Here is a 21,654-nt window from a genome sequence, read left to right on the forward strand (position 1 = left end):
TTGGAATCATCAACGCCCGCGCAGGAACCATTTGTCGATCTCGGCCAGATTGAAGTGCGCCCAGGTCGGGCGTCCGTGATTGCACTGCCCCGAGCGCTCGGTGATTTCCATGTCGCGCAGCAAGGCGTTCATTTCGGGAACGGTGAGCTTGCGGTTGGCACGCACGGCGCCATGGCAGGCCATCGTCGAGAGCAGTTCGTCGCGTGCGGCCGCCACGCGCCGGGTCTGGCCGTGCTCGCGCAGGTCGGCCAGCACGTCGCGCAACAGCGCGCCAGGCTCGGCATGGGCCAGCAGGGCCGGAACGCTGCGCACGCTCAGGCTCTGCGGACCGCTGCGGGTGACATCGAAGCCAAGCTGGGTCAACGTCGCGGTTTCGCGCTCGGCGACATCGGCTTCGCGCTCGGCCACCGCCAGAGTCATCGGCACCAGCAGCGGCTGCGAAGTCAGGCCAATGCCATCGTGCGCGGTCTTCAGGCGCTCGTAGCCGATGCGTTCGTGGGCGGCATGCATGTCCACCACGATCAGGCCTTCGGCGTTCTCGGCCAGGATGTAGATGCCGTGCAACTGGGCCACCGCATAGCCCAATGGTGGGATCCCGCCGGCCGAATCGTTGGCCGGCATCTGCATCGGCGCCGGCTGCGCGGACTGGCTGGTCGGCGGTGCCGCATACAGGGCCGCGTAGGCGCTGGGCGCGTCAGCCACGCGCAGGCCCAGCGGCGACTGCTGGTGCCCGGTCCACTGCAGATGCTGCGGCACCGTCGCCGGTGCTGGCGTGCCATAGGCGGCCTGGGCGAAGGGCATCGGTGCCGCTGCAGGCAGGCCCTCGGCCGGCACCGCACCGGCACCGATGCCCGCACGCGTGCCGGCCAACGCCTCCTGCAAAGTGCGATAGACGAAGTCGTGGATCATCCGCGACTCACGGAAGCGGACCTCGTGCTTGGCCGGATGCACGTTGACGTCCACTCGCGCCGGGTCCAGCTCCAGGAACAGCACGTACGCCGGCTGGCGCCCGTGGTAGAGCACGTCCTGATAGGCCATCTTCACCGCATGGGCGATGTTGCGGTCGCGCACGGCGCGCCCGTTGACGTAGACGTACTGCTGGTCGGCGCTGGCGCGTGAATACGCCGGCTGCGCGATCCAGCCGTGCAGGCGCAACCCGGCCCCGCTGTGTTCCACGCGCAAGGCGTGCTGGGCGAACTCCTCGCCGAGGGTTTCATGCAGGCGCAGCACCGGCTCGCTCGCCCCGTCGCCCTTGTAGCGACGCGACGGCCGGCCGTTGTGCGACACGCGTAATTCCACATCCGGACGCGCCAGGGCCAGAGAGCGCAACCACTCCTCGATATGTCCCAGTTCGGTGCGCTCGGCGCGCAGGAACTTGCGCCGCGCCGGCACGTTGTAGAACAACTCGCGGACCTCGACGGTCGTGCCAGGCGCCTGCTGTTTGGGCGCGACTTCACCGACGCGGCCGCCTTCGACCTGCAGGCCGTGGCCATGCGCGTCCTGTGGCCGCCGCGAACTCAACGAGAATCGGCTGACCGAAGCGATCGACGGCAGCGCCTCCCCACGGAAACCGAGCGTGGCCACGGTCTCCAGATCATCGAGCGAGGCGATCTTGCTGGTCGCGTGGCGGGACACCGCCAGCGGCAGTTCCTCCGGGGCAATGCCGCCGCCGTCATCGCGGATCCGGATCAGCCGCGCGCCGCCCTCTTCCAGGTCGATTTCGACCCGGCGTGCGCCGGCATCCAGCGCGTTCTCAACCAGTTCCTTGACCACCGAGGCAGGTCGTTCGACCACTTCGCCGGCGGCGATCTGGTTGATGAGGGTATCGGGGAGCTGGCGGATCGGCACGGGCGAGGATGGCGCTGGAAGCGCGAGTGAAACCAGCCCCGATGATAGCCGAGGCACCTGCCCGACTTCAGAATCCGACGCGCCTCAGGGCGATCCGCCACCCGCCGTCACACCGCCGTTGTCGGCCAGCGCGGCCTGCGCACGGGCGGCGAACAGCGTGCCTGGCGGCGGCTCACGCGAGAAATAGGTTTCCACGCCGCCCAGGATGGCCGTGGCCAGCCTGCGCTGATAGCTGGGGTCGGTCAGCTGCTTTTCTTCGGCATAGTTGGAGATGAAGGCCGTCTCCACCAGCATCGCCGGCATGTCCGAGGTGCGCAGCACCGCGAAATTGGCCTTTTCCAAGTGCGACTTGTGGGTGTTGTTGACCTGCTTGAGGCCATCGAGCACGAAGTCGGCCGCGTTCTCCGACGCCTTCATATGGCCGCTCTGCGCCAGGTCGATCAACACCGAGCCCAGGGTGCTGTCCACTTTCTGCAAGTTGCGTCCGCCGACCAGATCCGAGGCGTTCTCCTTGTCGGCCAGCCAGCGGGCGCGTTGCGAGGTTGCGCCCTTCAGCGACAGGACATAGACGGACGACCCGCTTGCGCTGCGGTTTTCCGCGGCGTCGGCGTGGATGGAGATGAACATGTCCGCATGCGCCGCGCGCGCCTTGACCGCACGCTGGTTGAGCGGGATGAAGTAGTCGCCATCGCGGGTCAGATAGGACTTCAGGCCCGGGGTGGCGTCGATCTGCTTGGCCAACTGGCGGGCGATGGCCAGGGTGACGTTCTTTTCGTATTTACCGGTCGGCCCGATCGCACCGGAATCCTGCCCACCGTGGCCGGCGTCGATGGCGATGATCAAGGGCCGCATGCCCGCGCGCATGGCCAGCTTGGGTTGCGGCAGCACCGTCGCCGGCGCATCGGCCGGAACCGCAGGCGCCTTGACCGGGGCCGGCCTGCCGGTGGCGACGGTCACGCCAGGGGCGACCGTCATCGGGGCATCGGCAGGGGGCTCCACGCCCGGCACGCGCTGGCCGGCCAGGATCGCTGCAGGCGACAACGCACCCGCCGGGACACTGGTGACGGGGGTGGAAGGCGCGGCGGCAGGGACTTCGGCGACAGGCATGGGCGCGGGGGCAGCGGCAGACACGGCGGCTTGGCGCGCTGCATCGGCCAAGGCCGAGGTGGCCTGCGAGGCGGATGTCGAAGACGCCACCACGGTTCCACCGCTGGACGGACCATCGCCCGGCCATTCGATGACCAGCCGTGAGCTGGCGCCACTGCCTTCCATTCGGGGGGACATGGCCTTGACCGGCCCGGCCAGGTCGAACACCACGCGCAGCGTGCCCGGGACTGGCTGCCCGGTGCGGACCGACGTCACGACGCCAGCGCCGGCCGGAAGCTTCAGGCCCTTGGGTGCGGACGATTCGGGGAGGTCGACCACCAGCCGGTCAGGCCCGGCCAGCGAAATGGTCTTGTACTGGCCCGCGCCCTGCAGCTCGATTTCGGCCCGGGTGCCGGTGGCACCGTTGACAACTTCGATGCCGCGCACCTCACCAGCGTCGGCCGCGGGCACGCCTTGGAAGAGCATGGCGCTCCCCAACACGATCGCAAATGCGGTCATCCCCTTCGGCATGGGCCGAATTCAAGCATTAACACGGAGGGGATGCAAGCCGTTTTCCCTTAATAATCCGTAACCTGCCGAAACTTCCTCTCATCCGACAGCACGAACACCCCCTAACTGTGAAGGCCGTGTAGAGATTCCAGCCAGGTCGCGCCTGCCTCTGTCCCGGCCACCAGGCGTGCATCCCGCCCCTCGCCGGCGATGCCGAGATGGATATCCAGGTCGGGCGGCGGCAGGCCTCCGCGCCCCTTTTCCGGCCACTCGACGAGCCACAGGGTGGCCACCGCCTCGTCCAGGCCCAGAAAGTCGAGTTCCGAGGCGTCTCCCAACCGATACAGATCCAGGTGCCAGGCCTCGCCGCCTTCGATGGGATACCGCTCGATCAGCGTGTAGGTGGGACTGCGCACCGACCCGGTGACCCCCAGCCCACGCAACAACGCACGGGCCAGCGTGGACTTGCCGGCGCCCAGGTCACCGTGCAGATGAACCGCCGCCAGGGGCGGCCGCGTCCGCGCCAGCGCCTGGCCGAGGTGCGCCGTCGCATCGGAATCGTTCAAATGGAATTGCATCAGGTCACCGGTTCCGGGTTGGCCAAGGCAGGCAGCGCGTCGAACAGGTCGGTCGCCAGCAGGCCTCGCTGCCCGCGCTTGGCCGCGACATCGCCGGCCATGCCGTGCAGGAGCGCGCCGGCGCTGGCGGCATCGAAGGCCGACAGGCCCTGCCCGCGCAGCGAGGCGATGACGCCGGTGAGCACATCGCCCATGCCCCCGGTCGCCATGCCCGGATTGCCGGCGGCCACCACCCGTGGCAGCGCCCCGTCCCGCGCCACCAGGGTGCCGGCGCCCTTGAGCACCACGGTCGCCTGCAGTTGCGCGGCCAGCGTGGTGGCAGCCTCGAAGCGGTCCGCCTGCACGGCCGACGTGGGGCGGCCCAGCAACCGTGCGGCTTCGCCGGGATGCGGGGTCACGATGGCATCGCCCAGCGCGCGCGGCTTGGCCGCGATCAGGTTGAGCGCATCGGCATCAAGGACCAGCGGCTTGCCGGCGTCCAGCGCCATGCCCAGCAACGCACGCCCCCAGTCCTGTTGTCCAAGGCCCGGGCCGATCGCGATCACATCGGCCGTTTCCAGCAGGGGCGCCAGGTCCTGGCTGGATTCCACGGCATGCACCATGGCTTCGGGGCGACGGGTCAGCAGCGCCGTGACGTGGGCCTGGCGCGTTGCAACGCTGACCAGCCCACTGCCGGTGCGCAGGGCCGCCTCGGCGGTCATGAGGATGGCGCCGCCATGCCCCAGGTCGCCGCCGATGCACAGCACGCGGCCACTCTCGCCCTTGTGCGCGTCACGCCGACGCGGGCGCAGCCAGCGCCCCAGCAGGCCGGGGGACAGCAGCTGCGCGCTGGGCACGCTCATCGAGACCAGTTCCGCATCGACCTCCAGCCCGGCCAGGGACAGCACGCCGGCATGCTCCAGGCCAGCGCCGGTGTGCAGCCCGCGGTGGCGCACGATGAATTCCAACGTGTGCGCGGCACGCACGGCGATCCCTGGCGCGCTGCCGCGGCGGGGATCGATGCCGCTGGGGACATCCAGCGCGAAGACAGGCGCGGGCTGCGCATTGATCGCGGCGATGAGCTGCTCGGCCTCGCCATCCGGGGCACGCGACAGCCCCAGTCCGAACAAGGCGTCGACCATCACATCGGCCGGCGAAAACGCCTCGGGGAACAATTCCACGCGCCCCCCAATGGCGACGTACTCGGTGCAGGCCCGCTGGGCCAGCCCGGTCTGCGGCACGTGTGCCTCCAGGTGCACGACCACGACCTCGCAACCGGCCTGCAAGGCGCACCGCGCCAGCACGTAACCATCGCCGCCGTTGTTGCCCGGCCCGCAGACCACGGTGATGCGCCGTGCCTGTGGCCACTGCGACTGCAGGCAGGCCCATGCGGCCTGGCCGGCCCGGGTCATCAGCTCGAACGCTCCACCGGCCAGACGCGCGCTGGCCTGTTGGTCCAGGGTGCGCGCCGCGGCCACGCCATGCAGGGGAATCAAAGCCGTCATGGCGCACGATTCTATACTTGGCCGCATGACTGCTTCGTCTGCGACATCGCCCGATCCGCACGCCCTGGCGCTGTGGATCCGCACGCTGGCGCGGGCGTTCGGCTTCCAGCGCTGCGGCATCGCCGGCATCGAACTGGGCCAGGACGAAGACCACCTGCGCAGCTGGCTGGCCGAAGGCCTGTACGGTTCGATGGACTGGATGGCGCGCCACGGCCAGCTGCGGGCGCGGCCCGCCGACCTGATCCCCGGCACCCTGCGCGTGATCTCGGTCGGTTTGGATTACGGACGCAACGACAGCGACGAGGCCTGGACCACGCTGGCCGACGGCACGCGCGCCTACGTGGCGCGCTACGCGCTGGGCCGCGATTACCACAAGCTCATGCGCAACCGCCTGCAGAAGCTCGCGATGCAGCTGCAGGAAGAGGTGGGCGCCTTCGGCCATCGCGTGTTCGTCGATTCGGCGCCGGTGCTCGAACGCGCGCTGGCCCGCAACGCGGGACTGGGCTGGATCGGCAAGCACACCTGCCTGATCGACAAGGATGGCGGGTCGTGGTTCTTCCTCGGCGAGATCTACGTCGACATCCCGCTGCCCATCGACGCGCCGGCCAGCGCGCACTGCGGCACCTGCGTGCGCTGCATTGAGGTCTGCCCCACCCAGGCCATCGTCGCCCCGCACCGGCTCGACGCGCGGCGCTGCATCGCCTATCTGACCATCGAGCACGAAGGCGCGATTCCCGAGGATCTGCGCAAGCCGATCGGCAACCGCATCTTCGGCTGCGACGACTGCCAGCTGGTGTGCCCCTGGAACAAGTTCGCCAAGCGCACCGATGAGCCGGACTTCCGCGCACGCAACGACCTGGATACCGCAACGCTGCCGCAGCTGTTCGCCTGGGACGAGGCCGAATTCCTGCGCCGCACCGAGGGCTCGGCGATCCGCCGCAGCGGACACGAGCGCTGGCTGCGCAACATCGCCGTGGCGCTGGGCAACGCCCCGACCACCCCGGAGATCCTGCACGCCCTGGCCTCGCGCCGAGACGATGCGTCGCCCCTGGTGCGCGAACACGTCGCCTGGGCCCTGGCCCAGCACACACCGCCATCCCCGTAGAGCGGACTTTGCTCCGCTGAGGCTTCCCCAGCCGCCCGTAGAGCGGAGCTTGCTCCGCTAGGGCTTTCCCAGCCATCCAACCGACGCTTTCACCGCGAGGGCGTTCCCTGCGATTCCGCCGAAACGCAGCGGAGCAAGCTCCGCTCTACGACGCAATTCCGCCAAAGCCCAGCGGAGCAAGCTCCGCTCTACGCCAGCCGGGCGAGCCGGCTGCGCCGCGTCATCAACGCGTGCGGATCTGCTCCAGCAACACTTTGGTGACCGGGTCGTCGGCTTCGGCCTCGCCCTTGAGCGCCGGCAGCAGGCCATTGGCCAGCTGCTTGCCCAGCTCCACGCCGAACTGGTCGAAGGCATTGATGCCCCAGGCCAGCGACTGCGCGTATACGCTGTGCTCGTACATGGCGATCAGCGCGCCCAGCGACCGCGGGGTCAGCGCATCGAGCAGGATCATCGTGCTGGGCCGGCCGCCGGCGTAGCTCCGGTGCGGGTCGTCGCTGGACTGACCGTTGGCCAGCGCCTCGGACTGCGCCAGCAGGTTGGACATCAGCGCGATGTGGTTCTCGGTGTACGGGTCGTCGTTGTGGATAGTGCCCACGAAATCCAGCGGCACGATCTGGGTGCCCTGGTGCAGCGCCTGGAAGAAGCTGTGCTGCACATCGGTGCCCGCTCCGCCCCACCATACCGGCACGGTCTCGCAGTCCACCGGGCTGCCATCGATGCGCACCGACTTGCCCAGGCTTTCCATCACCAGCTGCTGCAGGTAGTTGGGCAGCAACGCCAAGCGCTGGTCGTAGGTCATCACTCCGTGCGCGGCATGACCGAGCACGTTGCGGTTCCAGATCGCGGTGAGCGCGTGGCGGATGGCCAGGTTGGACTCGGCCGGGGCTTCCAGCACGTGCCGGTCCATCAGCGCGGCGCCATCCAGCAACGCGCAGAAATTGTCGAAGCCGATCGCCAGCGCGATCGGGAACCCGACCGAGGACCATAGCGAGTAACGGCCGCCGACCCAGTCCCACATCGGCAGCACGCGCTCGGCCGGGATGTCGAAGGCCTTGGCCGCGCGCGCTGGGTTGGCGCTGACCGCATAGAGGCGCTCGCTGCCGCCCAGCCAGTCGGCCAGGATCTTGCCGTTGAGCAGCGTCTCCTGGGTGCCGAAGGTCTTGGAAATCAGGATCGCGGCGGTGGTCTTGGGGTCCAGCCCGGCCAGCGTGCGCTGGGCGGCGGCGCCGTCCACGTTGGAAACGAAGTGCACGCGCAGCTTCGGGTTGAGCGGACGCAGCGCATCTGAGACATGGCGCGGGCCCAGGTCCGAGCCGCCGATGCCCACGCTGACCACGTCGGTGACCTCGCTGGCCTCCAGCGCGGCGGCCAGCGTGCCCATGTGGGCGCGCACCGCAGCGGCTTCCGCGTAAGCATCCTGCGCGGGCTTGGCATCGGTCAGGTTGCCGCGCAGGGCGGTATGCAGCGCCGCGCGACCCTCGGTCGGATTGACGACTTCGCCGGTGAACAAGCGCTGGTAAGCGGCCTTCAGGTCCAGATCGCCGGCCAGCGCATGTAGCGCGGCCAGCGCGTCGCGGTCATAACCCTGGCGCGCGAAGCTGGCGTAGAGCGGGCCCACGCGCAGCGCGAAATCCGACGCGCGTGCAGGATCCTGTTCCAACAAGGCCGGGGCGCGGACGCCGCGCAGACGGGTGGCGTGGGACTGCAACGCGTCGAACTTCGTCATCAGGCGGCCTGCTTGGGGATCGATTGGTTGGTATGGGTGATTCGGTTCTGGCCGTCCACGTACACCAGCTTGGGCTTGAACGCGTCGGCCTCGGCCTCGCTCATGCTCGCAAAAGCGGCGATGATGATGATGTCGCCGACCTGCACATGGCGCGCGGCGCCGCCATTGAGCGAAATGATGCCGCTGCCTTCGTCGGCACGAAGTGCATAGGTGCTGAAGCGCGCGCCGTTGGTGACGTCCCAGATGTGCACCTGCTCGAACTCGCGGATGCCGGTGGCCTCGAGCAGATTGCCGTCGATGGCGATGGAGCCCTCGTAGTTGAGCTCCGAGTGGGTGACGGTGGCGCGGTGGATCTTGGTCTTGAGCAGGCTCAGGTGCATCGTCTTGGACAACGGCAGGAAAACAGGGCGGCGAGTCTAGCAGCGCGGGCCCTACCCCGTCGTGCAGGGCATGGCGCTTCAGAATTCCAGGTTGTCGATCAAGCGCGTGGTGCCCAGCCGCGCGGCGATCAGGGCGACCCGCGGGCCGTCCTGGCCATCGACCGGTTCGGTCAGATCGGGGCGACGCACCACGGTGTAGTCGACCCCGTAGCCGGCACCGGCCAGGCGCGCGGCGGCGGCCTGTTCGACCTGCAGGCGCGGCGCGCCGGCGACCACGCCGTCCCGCATGTCCTGCAGCACCCGGCGGATCTCCGCGGCCCGCGGGCGCTCGTCAGCCGACAGGTACTGGTTGCGCGAGCTCATCGCCAGGCCATCGGCCTCGCGCACGATGCCGCCGCCGAGGATCTCGATGGGAAACGCCAGGTCGGTGACCATCTGCCGGATCACCGCCAACTGCTGGTAGTCCTTCTTGCCGAAGGCGGCAAGATCGGGCGTCACCTGGTTGAACAGCCGGCTCACCACCGTGCAGACGCCGTCGAAATGCCCGGGGCGGCACTCGCCCTCCAGCACGCTGCTCACACCAGGCACATGGACCTTGGCCGCCAAGTCGATGCCGAACGGATACATGGACTCGACCGTGGGCAACCAAAGCACGTCGCACCCAGCGCCCTCCAGGCCGGTGGTGTCGCTTTCCAGCGTGCGTGGATAGCGCAGGTAGTCCTCGTTGGGGCCGAACTGGGTCGGATTGACGAAGACGCTGGACACCACGCGGTCTGCGTACTGACGCGCCAGCATGATCAGCGAGTAGTGCCCGGCATGCAGGTTGCCCATGGTCGGCACGAAGCCAACCTTGAGACCCTGCCGCTTCCAGCCGGCCACGCGCACGCGCAAGGCTTCCAGTTCGGTAATGGTTTCGATCATGTGCGCCCTACCCGCGCGTGTTGAATCGTGAAAGGTCGCGCGTCGGCTCAATACGCGTGCGCGGCATCGGGGAATGCGCCGCCGCGCACCGCGTCGGCATAGGCACGCACGGCGCCGGCGACCGAGCCGCCTTCTGCCAGGAAATCCTTGACGAACTTCGGCCGGCGGTGGCCCATCTCCAGGCCGAGCAGGTCGTGCAGCACCAAGACCTGTCCATCGCACTGGACCCCGGCGCCGATGCCGATGGTCGGGATCTCGACGGCGGCGGTGATCCGCGCGGCCAGGGTGGACGGGACGCACTCGAGCACCAGCAGGCTGGCGCCCGCCTCGGCCACGGCGATCGCGTCGGCCAGCAGCTTTTCAGCGGCCGCCTCTTCGCGTCCCTGGACGCGGTAGCCGCCGAAGGACAGCACCGACTGCGGGGTCAGCCCCAGGTGCGAGCACACCGGGATATCGCGTTCGCTCAGGAACCGGATGACCTCCAGCTTGTGGCCGGCGCCCTCCAGCTTGACCATCTCCGCACCGGCCTGCAGCAGGCGCGTGGCCGCGTCCAGCGCAAGCGCGGGGGTGGCATCGGACTGGAAGGACAGGTCGGACACCAGCAGCGCGCGCTCCAGCCCGCGGGACACGATGCGCGTGTGATAGACCATGTCCTCGATGGTGACCGGCAAGGTGGAATCGTGCCCCTGCACCACCATGCCAAGGGAATCGCCGATCAGGACCAGGTCCACGCCGGCGGCATCGAGCGTCCTGGCGAAGCCATAGTCATAGCAGGTCAACATCACCAGCTTCTGCCCGGCCTGTTTGGCCTGGCGCAGGGCGGGAACGGTCCAGGGCTTGCTGTCGGCGTGCGTACTCATCGGTACGCATTATCCACTCATAAGGCGGCGATGGCGCCCCGCTCGACGCGAAATGCAGCTTCCTGCACCGGGCCATGGCCGGCGATATGCAGCTCGGGCGCGACATCGGCCAGCGGCACCAGGGCGAACGCTCGCTCGTGCAGGCGCGGATGCGGCACCTGCAGGCCGGGCAGGTCAATGACCGCATCACCGTAGAGCAGCAGATCCAGATCCAGCGTGCGCGGCCCCCAGCGCTGCTCGCGGCTGCGGTCACGGCCGAAGCGACGTTCGATCTCCAGCAGTGCTTCCAGCAATGCGCCAGGCGCCAGCGCAGTCTCCACGCGGGCGGCGGCGTTCACGAAATCCGGCTGGTCCTCCAGGCCCCACGCCGGGGTCACGTACAGCGGCGAGGCGGCGACCAGCCTGGTGCCCGCCAGTTCGGCGATGGCATCGAACGCGGCGCGCAGCGTGGCCGCCGCATCGCCCAGATTTGCCCCCAGCCCGATGCAGGCGGTGACCGCTGCGCTCATTCCCCGCTGGCGCCCGCCGCCCCACTGCGGCGCCTGCGACGGCGGCGACGCTTGGACGGCGGCGCGTCCTCATCCTCGTAACCGTCCCCTGCCGGCTCCAGGCCCAGCGCTGCAGACAACTCTTCGTGAGTCTGGCTCTGCGCCTGGGTCCAGAATTCAACGTCGGCGGCGTGTTCGGGCGAAGCCGACTGGCGCAGCACCAGGAAGTCGAACGCGGCGCGGAAGCGCGGATGGGTCAGCAGGCGCGTGACCCGCTTGCGCTGGCGCTGGCCGAAGCGCGACTGCAGCAACCAGATCTCCTGCATCGGCAACGAGAAGCGCCTGGGCAAGGCAATGGTGTTCAACTGGTGCAAGGTGACCCGGTCGGCGGCGCGGCGCGCGGCCTCTTCCGGATGGGTGCCCTGCGCCTGCAGACCGATCAGCGCCCTGCAGTACGCCGGCCACAGCAGCAAGGCGAACAGGAACGCAGGCGACACTGGCTCCTCATTGGCTACCCGCGCGTCGGTGCCGGCCAGGCCCTGCAACACCATGCGGCGCAACGCGCCACTGCGGTTGGACTTGAGTGCGGCGGCGCTCTCGGGCAGCAGCACCGTCAACAGGCCGGTGCGCTCGAGACCTTCGAAGCTGGCCACCGCGTGCCCGGAGAGGAACAGCTTGAGGACCTCCTCGAACAACCGCGCCGGCGCGGCCTCGGCCAGCAACGGCGCCAACTCGGGGATCGGATCCGCACTCGGGCCATCGATCGTGAAGCCGAGCTTGGCGGCCAGGCGCACCGCACGGAGCATGCGCACCGGGTCCTCGCGATAACGCTGCTCGGGGTCGCCGATGAGCTTCATGCGCCGCGCCTGCACGTCTTCGAAGCCCCCGCAGTAATCGCGCACCGAGAAATCCTCGATGGCGTAATACAGGGCGTTGGCGGTGAAGTCGCGGCGCAGCGCGTCGTCCTCGATGCTGCCGTAGACGTTGTCGCGCAGCAGGCGGCCGTCTTCGTGCAGTTCGCGGTCGCCACTGCCGTCGTCGCTGTTGGCGCGGAAAGTCGCTACTTCGATGATCTCGCGCCCGAACACGACGTGCGCCAGGCGGAAGCGACGGCCGATCAGGCGACAGTTGCGGAACTGTTGCTTGACCTGCTCGGGCGTGGCGTCGGTGGCCACGTCGAAGTCCTTCGGGTGCTGGCCGACCAGCAGGTCGCGCACGGCACCGCCGACCAGGTAGGCCGAGAAGCCGGCATCGCGCAGCCGATAGAGCACACGCAGAGCGTTGGGACTGATATCCCGGCGCGAGATCGTATGGGCCTCGCGCGGGATGACGGTGGGCTGGAGTTCGGAGGTGATGATTGCGGCTTCCGTTAAGTTTTTTGGCGGCTGACCCGATTGCCGGGAGCACAAGCTATGAATATACTAACCAGCTAAGCCGTCACGGCCCAAACGCTCCCTTCGTCTAGTGGTTAGGACGTGGCCCTCTCAAGGCTAAAACAGGGGTTCGAGTCCCCTAGGGAGCGCCAACCGTGATGTTGCCTGGACCCGATCAGACCCGGCCAATGCCGGGTTTTTTCGTTTGGCGCTTGCTTCGACTGCGCTACGTCCCGCCGGGGCGGTTCCTATAGAATCGCCAGCCATCTCCACGTTCGACCGGATCATCGCCATGCCCTTCGTCGTCACCGAGAACTGCATCAAGTGCAAGTACACCGACTGCGTGGAGGTGTGCCCGGTCGACTGTTTCCACGAAGGCCCCAACTTCCTGGTGATCGACCCGGACGAGTGCATCGACTGCACGCTGTGCGAGCCGGAGTGCCCGATCAATGCCATCTACCCCGAGGATGACGTGCCCGCCGGGCAGGAGGGGTTTGTGGCCCTCAACGCCGAGCTGTCGCGCGCCTGGCCGGTGATCACGGTGCGCAAGGACGGGCTGCCCGACGCGGCCGAGTGGGAAGGCAAGCCGGACAAGCTGCCCCTGCTGGAGCGCTGAGCCGACGCCTTGTTGCCGCGGGCGGCAGGCACCGAGGTCGCCACTCCAACCCTCTGACACGACAAAGGCGCCCCGCAGGGCGCCTTTGTTTTTTCCTGCCCGCCGCCGCCTCGATCGAGCCGGCCGGGCGGGATCAGTTGCCGGCTAGGCGGTTCTTCAGCTCGGCCATCAGGCGGGTCGCTTCCGGACCGGTCGCCGGCAGGCCACGCGGATCCACTGCCGACACGTAGGTGCCCGAGGTGATGGCGGCCACGCGCACCAGGAAGCTGGCGCCCTGGTAGGACACGTCATAGCTGCCCAGCAGCTGCGCACGGCTGGCGATGGTCAGGCCATCGACGGTACCCAGGGCATCGCCCACCTTGGCGAAGACCTCGTCGCGGCTGCCGGAGACATTGAATCCGGAGGTGTTGGCCGCAGACGCGCCGGCCTGCTGGCTGGCGCCGGTCGCCACGGTCGGCACCTGCATGGCACCGGCGGTGTTGGGGACATTGAGGTCCGGCGGCACTTCCAGCGGACGCTCCTGCTCGCTCAGCGCGTAGTCGCCCTTGGGCCCCTTGTGGAACCAGTGACAGCCGGACAGACCGACGATGGAGATCGCCAGCAGGGCAGGCATGAGGGAACGCGAAACGCGGGAAAAACGCATGGATGACTCTCCGTTTGAAGTCAGGCCGCGAGTGGTTCGCGGCTGGATTGTGCTTCGAGCGCGATCGCGCGCTCGGCCAGGCGGTCGGCCAGCCCGGCATGGGTCTCCGACAGCGGCAGCAGCGGCAGCCGCAGCCCCTGCCCCACGCCCTGACGCTGCAGCAGCGCCTTGACCGGGATGGGATTGGATTCGATTCCGAAGAACGCATGGAACTCGGCAAGCTGCGCGTCCCAGGATTGCGTCGCGCTTGCCTCGCCGCGGCGCGCCAGCTCGCACAGGTGCCGATAGGCCGATGGCAGGGCATTGGCACCGACCGAGATCAGGCCATCGGCACCGGCCAGCAGCGCCTGCCCGGCGGTGCCATCGTCGCCGGACAACACACAGAAGTCACGCCGCCGCAGCGCCAGCAGCGCCTGCAGCCGGTCCGGCTCGGTCCGCGATTCCTTGATGCCCACGATCCGCGGGTGCGCGGCCAGTGCCGCGACGGTCGTCGGCAACAGGTCGCAGCCGGTGCGGCCTGGCACGTTGTAGAGCACCACCGGAAGCCCGCCCTGCTCGGCCACGGCGCGATAGTGCGCCTCGAGCCCGGCTTGCGGCGCGCGCACGTAGGGCGGTGTCACCACCAGGGCGTAGTCGGCTCCCGCGCTGGCGGCCAGGCGGGTCTGCGCAATGGTCTTGGCCGTGTTCATCTGACCGGTGCCGGCCAGGACCGGCATGGCGCCGGCAAGATGCGCGACCGCCGCGCTGATCAAGGCGACATATTCCTCATCGGACAGCGCCGCGGCTTCGCCGGTCGAACCCGCCACGACCACGCCTTGGATGCCGCCGCGCACCTGCCGGTCGAGCAGTGCACGCCAAGCGTCCAGATCGAGATCGCCACGGCCATCGAACGGCGTGGCCAGGGCGGTGATGCAGCCGGAAAGGGACAAGCGCTTCGCCTGTAAGGAGTGATACGCACGGAACGCCGCGCTCGGCAGCGATGTTACTTGCGGCGCGAAAGGACGGGCAAGTATGCTGGCCGCGCTGTGCAGGCCCCGTCCCGGGGCCATTCAGACTCGCTGTAACGCCGGAAGCCACTTTTGACCGACTCCACGCCCCGGCCCTCGCCGAACGAAAATCACCTCCTGATCAACGCCTACACGACGCATCCGGAGTCGCCCCTGCTGGGTGTGACGCGTCGGATTGCCGATTCCGGCTGCAACCTGGTCGATGCCCGCCTGTCCACGGTCGGACGGGATGTCTCGGTGACCGCGCTGGCCACCGGCTCCTGGGATTCGGTGGCCAAGCTGGAGGCGATGCTGACCCGACTGGAGCGCGAGGAAGGCCTGAAGCTGGTCTGGTACCGCACCGGCGCCAAGGTCGTGCAGTCCAACCTGCTGCCCTACATCGTCGAAGTGGTGGCCGCCGACAAGCCCGGCATCCTGTTCCAACTGGCCGATTTCTTCGACCGCCAGGGCATCACCATCGAAAACCTGCAGTCCACGCGCTATCGCGCGATGCAGACCGGTGCGGAGATGTTCTCGGCCCAGGTCACCATCGGCGTGCCGGCCAACATGCACATCGCCGCGCTGCGCGACGACTTCCTGGAATTCTGCGACCATCTGAACCTGGACGCGATCATGGACCCGATGAAGTTTTAGAGCGTGCCATGCACTTTGAGATGAGATGCGTTGGTTGTCAGCGACGCGGAGCCGGTGTCGCGCGGCGCAGCCTTGGCTGGTGGCCAAGGCAAGCCACGCGGCGCCGGTTCCGTGCCGCTGACGGCCAACCCGAAGGGAAGCGGCCTGGGGCGCGCCGATCCTGCGTTGCGCGCTTTGCCCAGGCGGCCAGCCTGGGCGGCAGCGCACGCCTTGTCTCGACACGCCCCAGGCCGCTTCGCACTCACCTCAAAGTACAAGGCACGCTCTAAGATGACGGCGACCGCCAAAGCACTTCCGAAGTCCACCCTGAAACTGCCGCTCGCCCTGTCCGGCGGCGCCTCCACGACCCTCGCCGAGCACGCCGGCCACTGGCTGGTGCTGTACTTCTATCCGAAGGACAGCACGCCGGGCTGCACCACCGAGGGCCTCGACTTCAACGCGCTGCTGCCGCAGTTCGAGGCGCTGGACGCGAAGGTGTTCGGCGTCTCGCGCGATTCGGTGAAGTCGCACGACAACTTCTGCGCCAAGCAGGGCTTCAACTTCCCGCTGATCAGCGATGCCGACGAGGCCCTGTGCAAGGCCTTCGATGTGATCAAGGAAAAGAACATGTACGGGCGTCAGGTGCTGGGCATCGAGCGCAGCACGTTCCTGATCTCGCCCGATGCGCGCATTGCCGCCCAATGGCGCAAGGTCAAGGTCGCCGGCCACGCCCAGGCCGTGCTCGACGCACTCAAGGCCGCCCAGTCCCAGTGACTTTCCCTGCTTGTCTTTACGCCCACCACCCCGCCATGCGGGTCGTGGTGGTCTGCTGCTGTCCGCCCACCAGGAAATGCCGATGACACGAAGCAAGCGCATCTACGTGCTGGACACCAACGTGCTGATGCACGACCCGACCGCGCTGTTCAAGTTCGAGGAACACGATGTGTTCCTGCCCATGCAGGTGATCGAGGAACTGGACAATGCCAAGAAGGGCATGTCCGAGGTCAGCCGCAATGCGCGCCAAGTCAGCCGCTTCCTCAATGAACTGATCGTCGGCGCAGATGCCGAGCGCATCCAGCTGGGCATCACCCTGCTGCATCCCAAGGGCCTGAACCTGCGCCAGCCCGGCCAGATCGGCCAGCTGCACTTCCAGCTCAAGCCGGTCGACCCCGGCCGCACCTTTGGCGCCATCGCGCCGGACAACAAGATCCTGGCCGCCGTGCTGCAGCTGCACGAGGAGCACCCGGGCACGCCGGTCATCCTGGTGTCCAAGGACATCAACCTGCGGATCAAGGCCTCGATCAGCGGGATCGTCGCCGAGGACTACGAGAACGATCGCGCGCTGGACGACTTCGCCCTGCTCTACACCGGCGCCACCGCGCTGCCGGAAGACTTCTGGCACCGCCACCAGGGCGACCTGAAATCCTGGAGCGACAAGAGCGGCCGCACCAGCTACGAGGTCAGCATGGCCGATGAGGAGGACTGGCATCCCAACCAGTACCTCTACCTGCCCGGCGATGACGAGGTCGAACTGCGCGTGGCCAAGGTCAATGCCGATGGCAAGGCGACGCTGACCCTGGTGGACGATTTCCGCAGCGGTCAGCATGCCGTGTGGGGCATCAGCGCACGCAATCGCGAGCAGAACTTCGCGCTCAACGCGCTGATGGATCCGGAAATCGACTTCGTCAGCCTGCTGGGCACCGCCGGCACCGGCAAGACCCTGCTCGCCCTGGCTGCCGGCCTGGCCCAGACCATGGACCAGCAGCGCTACCGCGAGATCATCATGACCCGCGCCACGGTCAGCGTGGGCGAGGACATCGGCTTCCTGCCCGGCACCGAAGAAGAGAAGATGACCCCGTGGATGGGCGCACTGACCGACAACCTGGAAGTGCTCACCCACAACCAGGAAGGCGGGGCCTGGGGCCGCCAGGCGACCAACGACCTGCTGGCCTCGCGCATCAAGATCCGTTCGATGAACTTCATGCGCGGCCGCACCTTCCTCTCGCGCTACCTGATCCTGGACGAGGCGCAGAACCTCACCCCCAAGCAGATGAAGACGCTGATCACCCGCGCCGGCCCCGGTACCAAGATCGTGTGCCTGGGCAATGTGGAGCAGATCGACACCCCGTACCTGACCGAGACCACCTCGGGCCTGACCTACGCGGTGGATCGCTTCAAGGGCTGGGCGCACAGCGCGCACATCACCCTGCGCCGCGGCGAGCGCTCGCGCCTGGCCGACTACGCCTCCGAAGTGCTGTGAGCCGTACGGTGGGCACGCCGGGCACCGCGGCGCGCCCACCCTGACCGACACCATGAGCGAGGCAGCCACCGACGGCATCGCAGTCCGCGCGGAAGACGGACACACCTGGACGCTGCTCCACAGGGTTCCGGAGCGTCCGCGCGCCAGCCTGCTGTGGCTGCCGGCCATGGGCGTGGCCGCGCGGCACTACCTGCCGCTCGCCGAGGCGCTCAGCGCACAGGGCATCGCGGTCTTCCTGCATGAGGCACGCGGCCATGGCACCAGTTCGCTGCGCGCTTCGCGCACCACCAATTGGGGCTACCGCGAATGGCTGGCGCTGGACCTGCCAGCCAGCGAGGCGGCGATGCGCAACGCTCTCCAGGGCCCGCGCCAGCTGATCGGCGGGCACAGCCTGGGCGGCCAGCTGGCGTGCTGTTACGCAGCCCTGCACCCGGCCCGCTACGCAGGCCTGTGGCTGGTCGCCAGCGGGACGCCGCACTGGCCACGTTTTTCGGCGCCACGCGGCTGGCTGCTGCCCGCCGCCTATCGCTTCATGGCCTGGCTCTCGCGGCGCAACGGCGCCTTACCCGGTCGGCGCATCGGATTCGGTGGCAACGAGGCGCGCGGCCTGATCGATGACTGGACGCGCGTGGGCCTGTCGGGGCGCTACGCCGCGCGCGGTCTGTCGCAGGACCTGGAGGCGGCGATGGCCCGCCTGGCCCTTCCGGTGACAGGTGTCTTGCTGGCGCAGGACTGGTTCGCACCGCCGGCCTCGCTGGCGGGACTGGTGGATCGATTCGCTTCACCTTCGGTCTCCACCACCGTCCTGGACGCCGCCTCGCTCGGCACTCGCGCCGATCACTTTGCCTGGATGCGCCATCCCCAAGCCGTCGTGCAGCATCTGGCCCATCCCCTGGATTGAGCAGCAGGCATCGCACCGGCTTGGCCGCGATGCGATCCTAGGCGGACAGATTCCCGCTCCAACCGATCGGACCTCATGCCCATGCCCGAAGCCGCCCGCCCATCGCCGCCCATCGCCGTCATCGGGCTGGGTTACGTGGGCCTTCCTCTGGCCGTGGCGTTTGGTCGACTCGGCCCAACGGTGGGCTTCGACATCCAGCACAAGCGCGTGGCCGAACTGCAGGCCCACCACGACCAGACCCGCGAGATCGCACCCGAGCAGCTGCGCGAGGCCCAGCTACGCTTTACCGATGACCCTGCGGACCTCGCCGGTTGCGAGGTCTTCATCGTCACCGTGCCGACCCCCGTCGACGCCTACAAGCGGCCAGACCTGACCGCACTCGAGTCGGCCAGCCGCACGGTAGGACGCGCGCTGCCCCCCGGCGGCCTGGTGATCTTCGAATCCACTGTCTATCCAGGGGCGACCGAGGAAGTCTGCGTCCCGCTCATCGAGGCCGAATCCGGCCTGGTGTTCAACCGTGACTTCCACGCCGGCTACAGCCCGGAACGCATCAATCCTGGCGACAAGGCCCATCGCCTGGAAACCATCGTGAAGGTCACCTCCGGCTCGACCCCGCAAGCCGCCGCCCGGGTCGACGCGCTGTATCGACGCATCATCCACGCCGGCACCCACTGCGCGCCCAGCATCCGGGTCGCCGAGGCTGCCAAGGTGATCGAGAACACCCAGCGCGACGTCAACATCGCCCTGGTCAACGAGCTGGCCCTGCTCTTCCATCGTCTGGGAATCGATACCGGCGAGGTCCTCGCAGCGGCCGCGACCAAGTGGAATTTCCTTGGCTTCAAGCCTGGGCTGGTCGGCGGGCACTGCATCGGCGTGGACCCCTACTACCTGACCCACAAGGCCCAGCAGGTCGGCCACCACCCGGAGGTGATCCTGGCCGGACGCAGGATCAACGATGGCATGGGCGCGCACGTGGCCCAGCGCACGATCAAACTGCTGGCCCAACGCAACAACCCCATCGCAGGCGCACGCGTGCTCGTGCTGGGCTTGACCTTCAAGCAGAACTGCCCGGATCTGCGCAACACCCGCGTGGTCGATATCGTGCACGAACTGCGGCAGTACAACGTCCAGGTCGACGTGCACGACCCATGGGCGGACCCCGCCGAAGCGGCGCGCGAATACGCACTGTCCTTGGTCCAGGCGCCGGCGCACGGCCACTACGATGCCGTCATCCTCGCGGTGGCCCACCAACAGTTCGCCGCGCTCGGCGGCACCGGCGTGCGTGCCTTCACGCGCCCGGGCGGCGTGGTGTTCGACGTGCAGCGCCTGTTGCCCCAAAACGACGTGGATGGCCGTCTGTGAAGCCCCTCATCCCCAATCCGATCCGAGAACTCCCATGAAGATCCTGGTGACCGGCGCCGCCGGTTTCATTGGCGCACGCCTCAGCGAGCACCTGCTCGAGCGTGGCGACACCGTGCTGGGCTATGACAACCTCAACGACTACTACGATCCCACGCTGAAGGACGCACGCCTGCAGCGCCTGCACGCGCATGACGGCTTTTCCTTTGTCCGTGGCGCGCTGGAAGACCGCGATGCGCTCGACGCGGCCTTCGCCGGCTTCGAGCCGCAGCGCGTGGTCAACCTGGCCGCACAGGCGGGCGTGCGTTACTCGCTGCAGAACCCCCACGCCTACGTGCAGAGCAATCTGGTGGGCTTCATGAACATCCTGGAGGCGTGCCGGCATCGCAGCGTGGAGCACCTGGTCTACGCCTCCTCCAGTTCGGTCTACGGTGGCAACCGCAAGTTGCCTTTCGCCGTGGAGGACAGCGTGGACCATCCGTTGAGCCTGTATGCGGCCAGCAAGAAGGCCAACGAGCTGATGGCCCATACCTACAGTCATCTCTACCGGTTGCCGACCACGGGCCTGCGCTTTTTCACCGTCTATGGCCCCTGGGGACGGCCGGACATGGCGCTGTTCCAGTTCACCCGCAAGATCCTCGCCGGCGAGCCCATCGACCTGTTCAACAACGGGCAGCACACACGCGACTTCACCTACATCGACGATATCGTCGAGGGCGTGATCCGCACGCTGGACCACGTGCCCGGACCGGATCCGCTGTACGACGCCATGCAACCCAATCCTGCAACTTCCGATGCGCCCTACCGCGTCTACAACATCGGCAACAACGCGCCGGTGCAGCTGCTGGAGTACATCGGGGTGCTCGAACGCGCGCTCGGGCGCAAGGCCGAGCGACGCCTGTTGCCCCTGCAGCCAGGCGATGTCCCTGACACCTTCGCCGACGTGTCGGCACTGCAGCGGGATGTGGGCTACGCCCCCTCGACACCCGTGGAAACCGGGATTGCGCGCTTCGTCGCGTGGTACCGCGACTACTACGACGTGTGACCGCCACGACGCGCACGGCGCATCGGTTCCGATCCCAGGATCGTGCCGGGGCGAACGCAAAAAAATCGGGAAAAGGTGTTGACGCGAAAGCGCGAAACACGAATAATCTCGCTCCTTCGCAGCGCGCCCGTAGCTCAGCTGGATAGAGTACCTGGCTACGAACCAGGCGGTCGGGAGTTCGAATCTCTCCGGGCGCACCAAGCGAAGAACGCGAAAAAGCCAGCCAACGTGCCGGCTTTTTTGTTGTCTCCTCTCCCCTCACACTGCCTGCCCTCGCGTGCGCAGCGTACGCGTACCGCCGGCGCCGTCGTCGCGAGAACGCGGCAGGCAACAGGGGGTTTTCAGACGCGCACTTCCACGCCCGATCCATACAGATCGATCCATGCAGATCCGCGTCCTGAAGAAGCGCGCGGCGGATGAACATGAGCAACAGGCACAAAAAAACCCGCCTTCAAGGCGGGTTCTTTCAATTGGCGGAGTGAGAGGGATTCGAACCCTCGATAGAGCTTTTGACCCTATACTCCCTTAGCAGGGGAGCCCCTTCGGCCACTCGGGCATCACTCCGGACAAACGTTGCGCCTGACCGCTGCGCGACGGCCAGCAAGGATACCGGCTGAACGCGCGAACGGCAAACTAAATCGTCAGTTCGAGGAACTGCTTTCTGCCTCGGTGGCCGCACCAGCATCTTCGCCGCGCTGGATACGCTGATAGATCTCTTCGCGATGAACCGCGACATCCTTGGGCGCCGTGATGCCGATGCGCACCTGATTCCCCTTGACGCCAAGAACGGTCACCGAGACCGAATCGCCGATCATCAGGGTTTCGCCGACACGGCGGGTCAAAATCAACATT

21 protein-coding genes and 3 tRNA genes are annotated in these 21,654 nt (G+C 67.8%); 10 read left to right on the top strand and 14 right to left on the bottom strand.

Translation table 11 applies throughout. The features are described from left to right. Positions 1–9 precede the first annotated feature (9 nt). From mutL to ACORQU_RS00835, 4 genes are all read right to left on the bottom strand, one after another. The gene (gene mutL, locus ACORQU_RS00820) at positions 10–1,905 is read right to left on the bottom strand and encodes a DNA mismatch repair endonuclease MutL (protein WP_491642820.1); all 1,896 of its coding nucleotides are present in this window, start codon (positions 1,903–1,905) and stop codon (positions 10–12) included. A 27-nt stretch (positions 1,906–1,932) separates the two neighbouring features. Next, complete coding sequence (locus ACORQU_RS00825) at positions 1,933–3,420, bottom strand: N-acetylmuramoyl-L-alanine amidase (protein WP_491642821.1); 1,488 nt, start codon at positions 3,418–3,420, stop codon at positions 1,933–1,935. Between the two features lie 146 nt (positions 3,421–3,566). Further along, positions 3,567–4,022 (bottom strand): tRNA (adenosine(37)-N6)-threonylcarbamoyltransferase complex ATPase subunit type 1 TsaE, encoded by a 456-nt coding sequence (gene tsaE / locus ACORQU_RS00830; RefSeq protein ID WP_491642822.1) that lies wholly within the window; start codon positions 4,020–4,022, stop codon positions 3,567–3,569. Then, positions 4,022–5,506, bottom strand: a complete 1,485-nt coding sequence (locus ACORQU_RS00835) for an NAD(P)H-hydrate dehydratase (RefSeq protein ID WP_491642824.1) — start codon at positions 5,504–5,506, stop codon at positions 4,022–4,024. The genes tsaE and ACORQU_RS00835 overlap by 1 nt, the downstream gene beginning before the upstream one ends. 25 nt (positions 5,507–5,531) lie before the next feature. Here ACORQU_RS00835 and queG point away from each other — a divergent pair, with 25 nt between their 5' ends. Continuing rightward, positions 5,532–6,611 (top strand): tRNA epoxyqueuosine(34) reductase QueG, encoded by a 1,080-nt coding sequence (gene queG / locus ACORQU_RS00840; RefSeq protein WP_491642825.1) that lies wholly within the window; start codon positions 5,532–5,534, stop codon positions 6,609–6,611. 223 nt (positions 6,612–6,834) lie between these two features. Here the strand turns inward: queG and pgi are convergent, their stop codons facing one another. The 6 genes from pgi to pcnB form a co-directional block, all read right to left on the bottom strand. Next, complete coding sequence (gene pgi, locus ACORQU_RS00845) at positions 6,835–8,337, bottom strand: glucose-6-phosphate isomerase (RefSeq protein WP_491642826.1); 1,503 nt, start codon at positions 8,335–8,337, stop codon at positions 6,835–6,837. Then, positions 8,337–8,717, bottom strand: coding sequence for an aspartate 1-decarboxylase (panD, locus tag ACORQU_RS00850; protein ID WP_271648659.1), 381 nt, complete (start codon positions 8,715–8,717; stop codon positions 8,337–8,339). Before panD ends, pgi begins: the two co-directional genes overlap by 1 nt. Positions 8,718–8,795: 78 nt before the next feature. Then, positions 8,796–9,638 (bottom strand): pantoate--beta-alanine ligase, encoded by an 843-nt coding sequence (gene panC / locus ACORQU_RS00855; protein WP_491642827.1) that lies wholly within the window; start codon positions 9,636–9,638, stop codon positions 8,796–8,798. A gap of 47 nt (positions 9,639–9,685) precedes the next feature. Beyond that, positions 9,686–10,498 (bottom strand): 3-methyl-2-oxobutanoate hydroxymethyltransferase, encoded by an 813-nt coding sequence (gene panB, locus ACORQU_RS00860; RefSeq protein ID WP_271645256.1) that lies wholly within the window; start codon positions 10,496–10,498, stop codon positions 9,686–9,688. A 17-nt stretch (positions 10,499–10,515) separates the two neighbouring features. After that, positions 10,516–11,007 carry a 2-amino-4-hydroxy-6-hydroxymethyldihydropteridine diphosphokinase gene (gene folK / locus ACORQU_RS00865; RefSeq protein ID WP_491642828.1) on the bottom strand — a complete coding sequence of 164 codons (492 nt, stop codon included), beginning with the start codon at positions 11,005–11,007 and terminating at the stop codon, positions 10,516–10,518. Beyond that, entirely contained in the window at positions 11,004–12,395 is a 1,392-nt protein-coding gene (gene pcnB, locus ACORQU_RS00870; RefSeq protein ID WP_491642829.1) for a polynucleotide adenylyltransferase PcnB, read from the bottom strand. Before pcnB ends, folK begins: the two co-directional genes overlap by 4 nt. Before the next feature lie 41 nt (positions 12,396–12,436). Here pcnB and ACORQU_RS00875 point away from each other — a divergent pair. Together ACORQU_RS00875 and fdxA are read left to right on the top strand one after the other, a co-directional pair. Next, positions 12,437–12,511 (top strand) — tRNA-Glu (locus ACORQU_RS00875). Positions 12,512–12,651: 140 nt separating this feature from the next. After that, on the top strand, positions 12,652–12,975 hold the full coding sequence (fdxA, locus tag ACORQU_RS00880; protein WP_271645254.1) for a ferredoxin FdxA: 324 nt from the start codon (positions 12,652–12,654) through the stop codon (positions 12,973–12,975). A gap of 133 nt (positions 12,976–13,108) precedes the next feature. Here fdxA and ACORQU_RS00885 read toward each other — a convergent pair whose 3' ends face one another. Both ACORQU_RS00885 and dapA read right to left on the bottom strand, forming a co-directional pair. Next, entirely contained in the window at positions 13,109–13,618 is a 510-nt protein-coding gene (locus tag ACORQU_RS00885; protein ID WP_491642830.1) for a hypothetical protein, read from the bottom strand. A 20-nt stretch (positions 13,619–13,638) separates the two neighbouring features. Then, complete coding sequence (dapA, locus tag ACORQU_RS00890) at positions 13,639–14,547, bottom strand: 4-hydroxy-tetrahydrodipicolinate synthase (protein ID WP_491642831.1); 909 nt, start codon at positions 14,545–14,547, stop codon at positions 13,639–13,641. A 150-nt stretch (positions 14,548–14,697) separates the two neighbouring features. On the opposite strand from dapA, the gene ACORQU_RS00895 reads away from it, so the two are divergent. The 7 genes from ACORQU_RS00895 to ACORQU_RS00925 all read left to right on the top strand — a co-directional run bounded on the left by ACORQU_RS00895 (position 14,698) and on the right by ACORQU_RS00925 (position 21,002). Then, a complete protein-coding gene (locus ACORQU_RS00895; protein ID WP_271645251.1) occupies positions 14,698–15,258 on the top strand; it encodes a glycine cleavage system transcriptional repressor in 561 nt (186 codons plus the stop codon). A 270-nt stretch (positions 15,259–15,528) separates the two neighbouring features. Next, positions 15,529–16,011: a peroxiredoxin gene (locus ACORQU_RS00900; RefSeq protein WP_491642832.1), complete on the top strand. Its 483-nt coding sequence runs from the start codon at positions 15,529–15,531 to the stop codon at positions 16,009–16,011. Between the two features lie 82 nt (positions 16,012–16,093). Next, a complete protein-coding gene (locus tag ACORQU_RS00905) occupies positions 16,094–17,497 on the top strand; it encodes a PhoH family protein (protein ID WP_271645249.1) in 1,404 nt (467 codons plus the stop codon). A 52-nt stretch (positions 17,498–17,549) separates the two neighbouring features. Beyond that, on the top strand, positions 17,550–18,398 hold the full coding sequence (locus ACORQU_RS00910) for an alpha/beta hydrolase family protein (RefSeq protein WP_491642833.1): 849 nt from the start codon (positions 17,550–17,552) through the stop codon (positions 18,396–18,398). A 75-nt stretch (positions 18,399–18,473) separates the two neighbouring features. Beyond that, entirely contained in the window at positions 18,474–19,760 is a 1,287-nt protein-coding gene (locus tag ACORQU_RS00915; RefSeq protein WP_491642834.1) for a nucleotide sugar dehydrogenase, read from the top strand. A 34-nt stretch (positions 19,761–19,794) separates the two neighbouring features. Then, positions 19,795–20,802 carry an NAD-dependent epimerase gene (locus tag ACORQU_RS00920; RefSeq protein WP_491642835.1) on the top strand — a complete coding sequence of 336 codons (1,008 nt, stop codon included), beginning with the start codon at positions 19,795–19,797 and terminating at the stop codon, positions 20,800–20,802. 123 nt (positions 20,803–20,925) lie between these two features. After that, positions 20,926–21,002: transfer RNA gene (locus ACORQU_RS00925), tRNA-Arg, on the top strand. 271 nt (positions 21,003–21,273) lie between these two features. Here the strand turns inward: ACORQU_RS00925 and ACORQU_RS00930 are convergent. Together ACORQU_RS00930 and csrA are read right to left on the bottom strand one after the other, a co-directional pair. After that, positions 21,274–21,366: transfer RNA gene (locus tag ACORQU_RS00930), tRNA-Ser, on the bottom strand. Between the two features lie 77 nt (positions 21,367–21,443). Continuing rightward, the gene (csrA, locus tag ACORQU_RS00935; protein WP_271645245.1) at positions 21,444–21,653 is read right to left on the bottom strand and encodes a carbon storage regulator CsrA; all 210 of its coding nucleotides are present in this window, start codon (positions 21,651–21,653) and stop codon (positions 21,444–21,446) included. Between the last annotated feature and the right edge of the window lies 1 nt (position 21,654).

The organism is Pseudoxanthomonas sp. JC1303, assembly GCF_058448525.1.

Bases quoted from the DNA above. Each gene is read 5' to 3' on its own strand.
- pgi (WP_491642826.1), bottom strand. From the start codon at position 8,337: ATGACGAAGTTCGACGCGTTGCAGTCCCACGCCACCCGTCTGCGCGGC.
- ACORQU_RS00920 (WP_491642835.1), top strand. From the start codon at position 19,795: ATGAAGATCCTGGTGACCGGCGCCGCCGGTTTCATTGGCGCACGCCTC.
- queG (WP_491642825.1), top strand. From the start codon at position 5,532: ATGACTGCTTCGTCTGCGACATCGCCCGATCCGCACGCCCTGGCGCTG.
- ACORQU_RS00825 (WP_491642821.1), bottom strand. From the start codon at position 3,420: ATGCTCTTCCAAGGCGTGCCCGCGGCCGACGCTGGTGAGGTGCGCGGC.
- csrA (WP_271645245.1), bottom strand. From the start codon at position 21,653: ATGTTGATTTTGACCCGCCGTGTCGGCGAAACCCTGATGATCGGCGAT.
- ACORQU_RS00910 (WP_491642833.1), top strand. From the start codon at position 17,550: ATGAGCGAGGCAGCCACCGACGGCATCGCAGTCCGCGCGGAAGACGGA.
- folK (WP_491642828.1), bottom strand. From the start codon at position 11,007: ATGAGCGCAGCGGTCACCGCCTGCATCGGGCTGGGGGCAAATCTGGGC.
- ACORQU_RS00915 (WP_491642834.1), top strand. From the start codon at position 18,474: ATGCCCATGCCCGAAGCCGCCCGCCCATCGCCGCCCATCGCCGTCATC.
- ACORQU_RS00885 (WP_491642830.1), bottom strand. From the start codon at position 13,618: ATGCGTTTTTCCCGCGTTTCGCGTTCCCTCATGCCTGCCCTGCTGGCG.
- ACORQU_RS00900 (WP_491642832.1), top strand. From the start codon at position 15,529: ATGACGGCGACCGCCAAAGCACTTCCGAAGTCCACCCTGAAACTGCCG.
- panB (WP_271645256.1), bottom strand. From the start codon at position 10,498: ATGAGTACGCACGCCGACAGCAAGCCCTGGACCGTTCCCGCCCTGCGC.
- ACORQU_RS00905 (WP_271645249.1), top strand. From the start codon at position 16,094: ATGACACGAAGCAAGCGCATCTACGTGCTGGACACCAACGTGCTGATG.
- panC (WP_491642827.1), bottom strand. From the start codon at position 9,638: ATGATCGAAACCATTACCGAACTGGAAGCCTTGCGCGTGCGCGTGGCC.
- panD (WP_271648659.1), bottom strand. From the start codon at position 8,717: ATGCACCTGAGCCTGCTCAAGACCAAGATCCACCGCGCCACCGTCACC.
- tsaE (WP_491642822.1), bottom strand. From the start codon at position 4,022: ATGCAATTCCATTTGAACGATTCCGATGCGACGGCGCACCTCGGCCAG.
- fdxA (WP_271645254.1), top strand. From the start codon at position 12,652: ATGCCCTTCGTCGTCACCGAGAACTGCATCAAGTGCAAGTACACCGAC.
- ACORQU_RS00835 (WP_491642824.1), bottom strand. From the start codon at position 5,506: ATGACGGCTTTGATTCCCCTGCATGGCGTGGCCGCGGCGCGCACCCTG.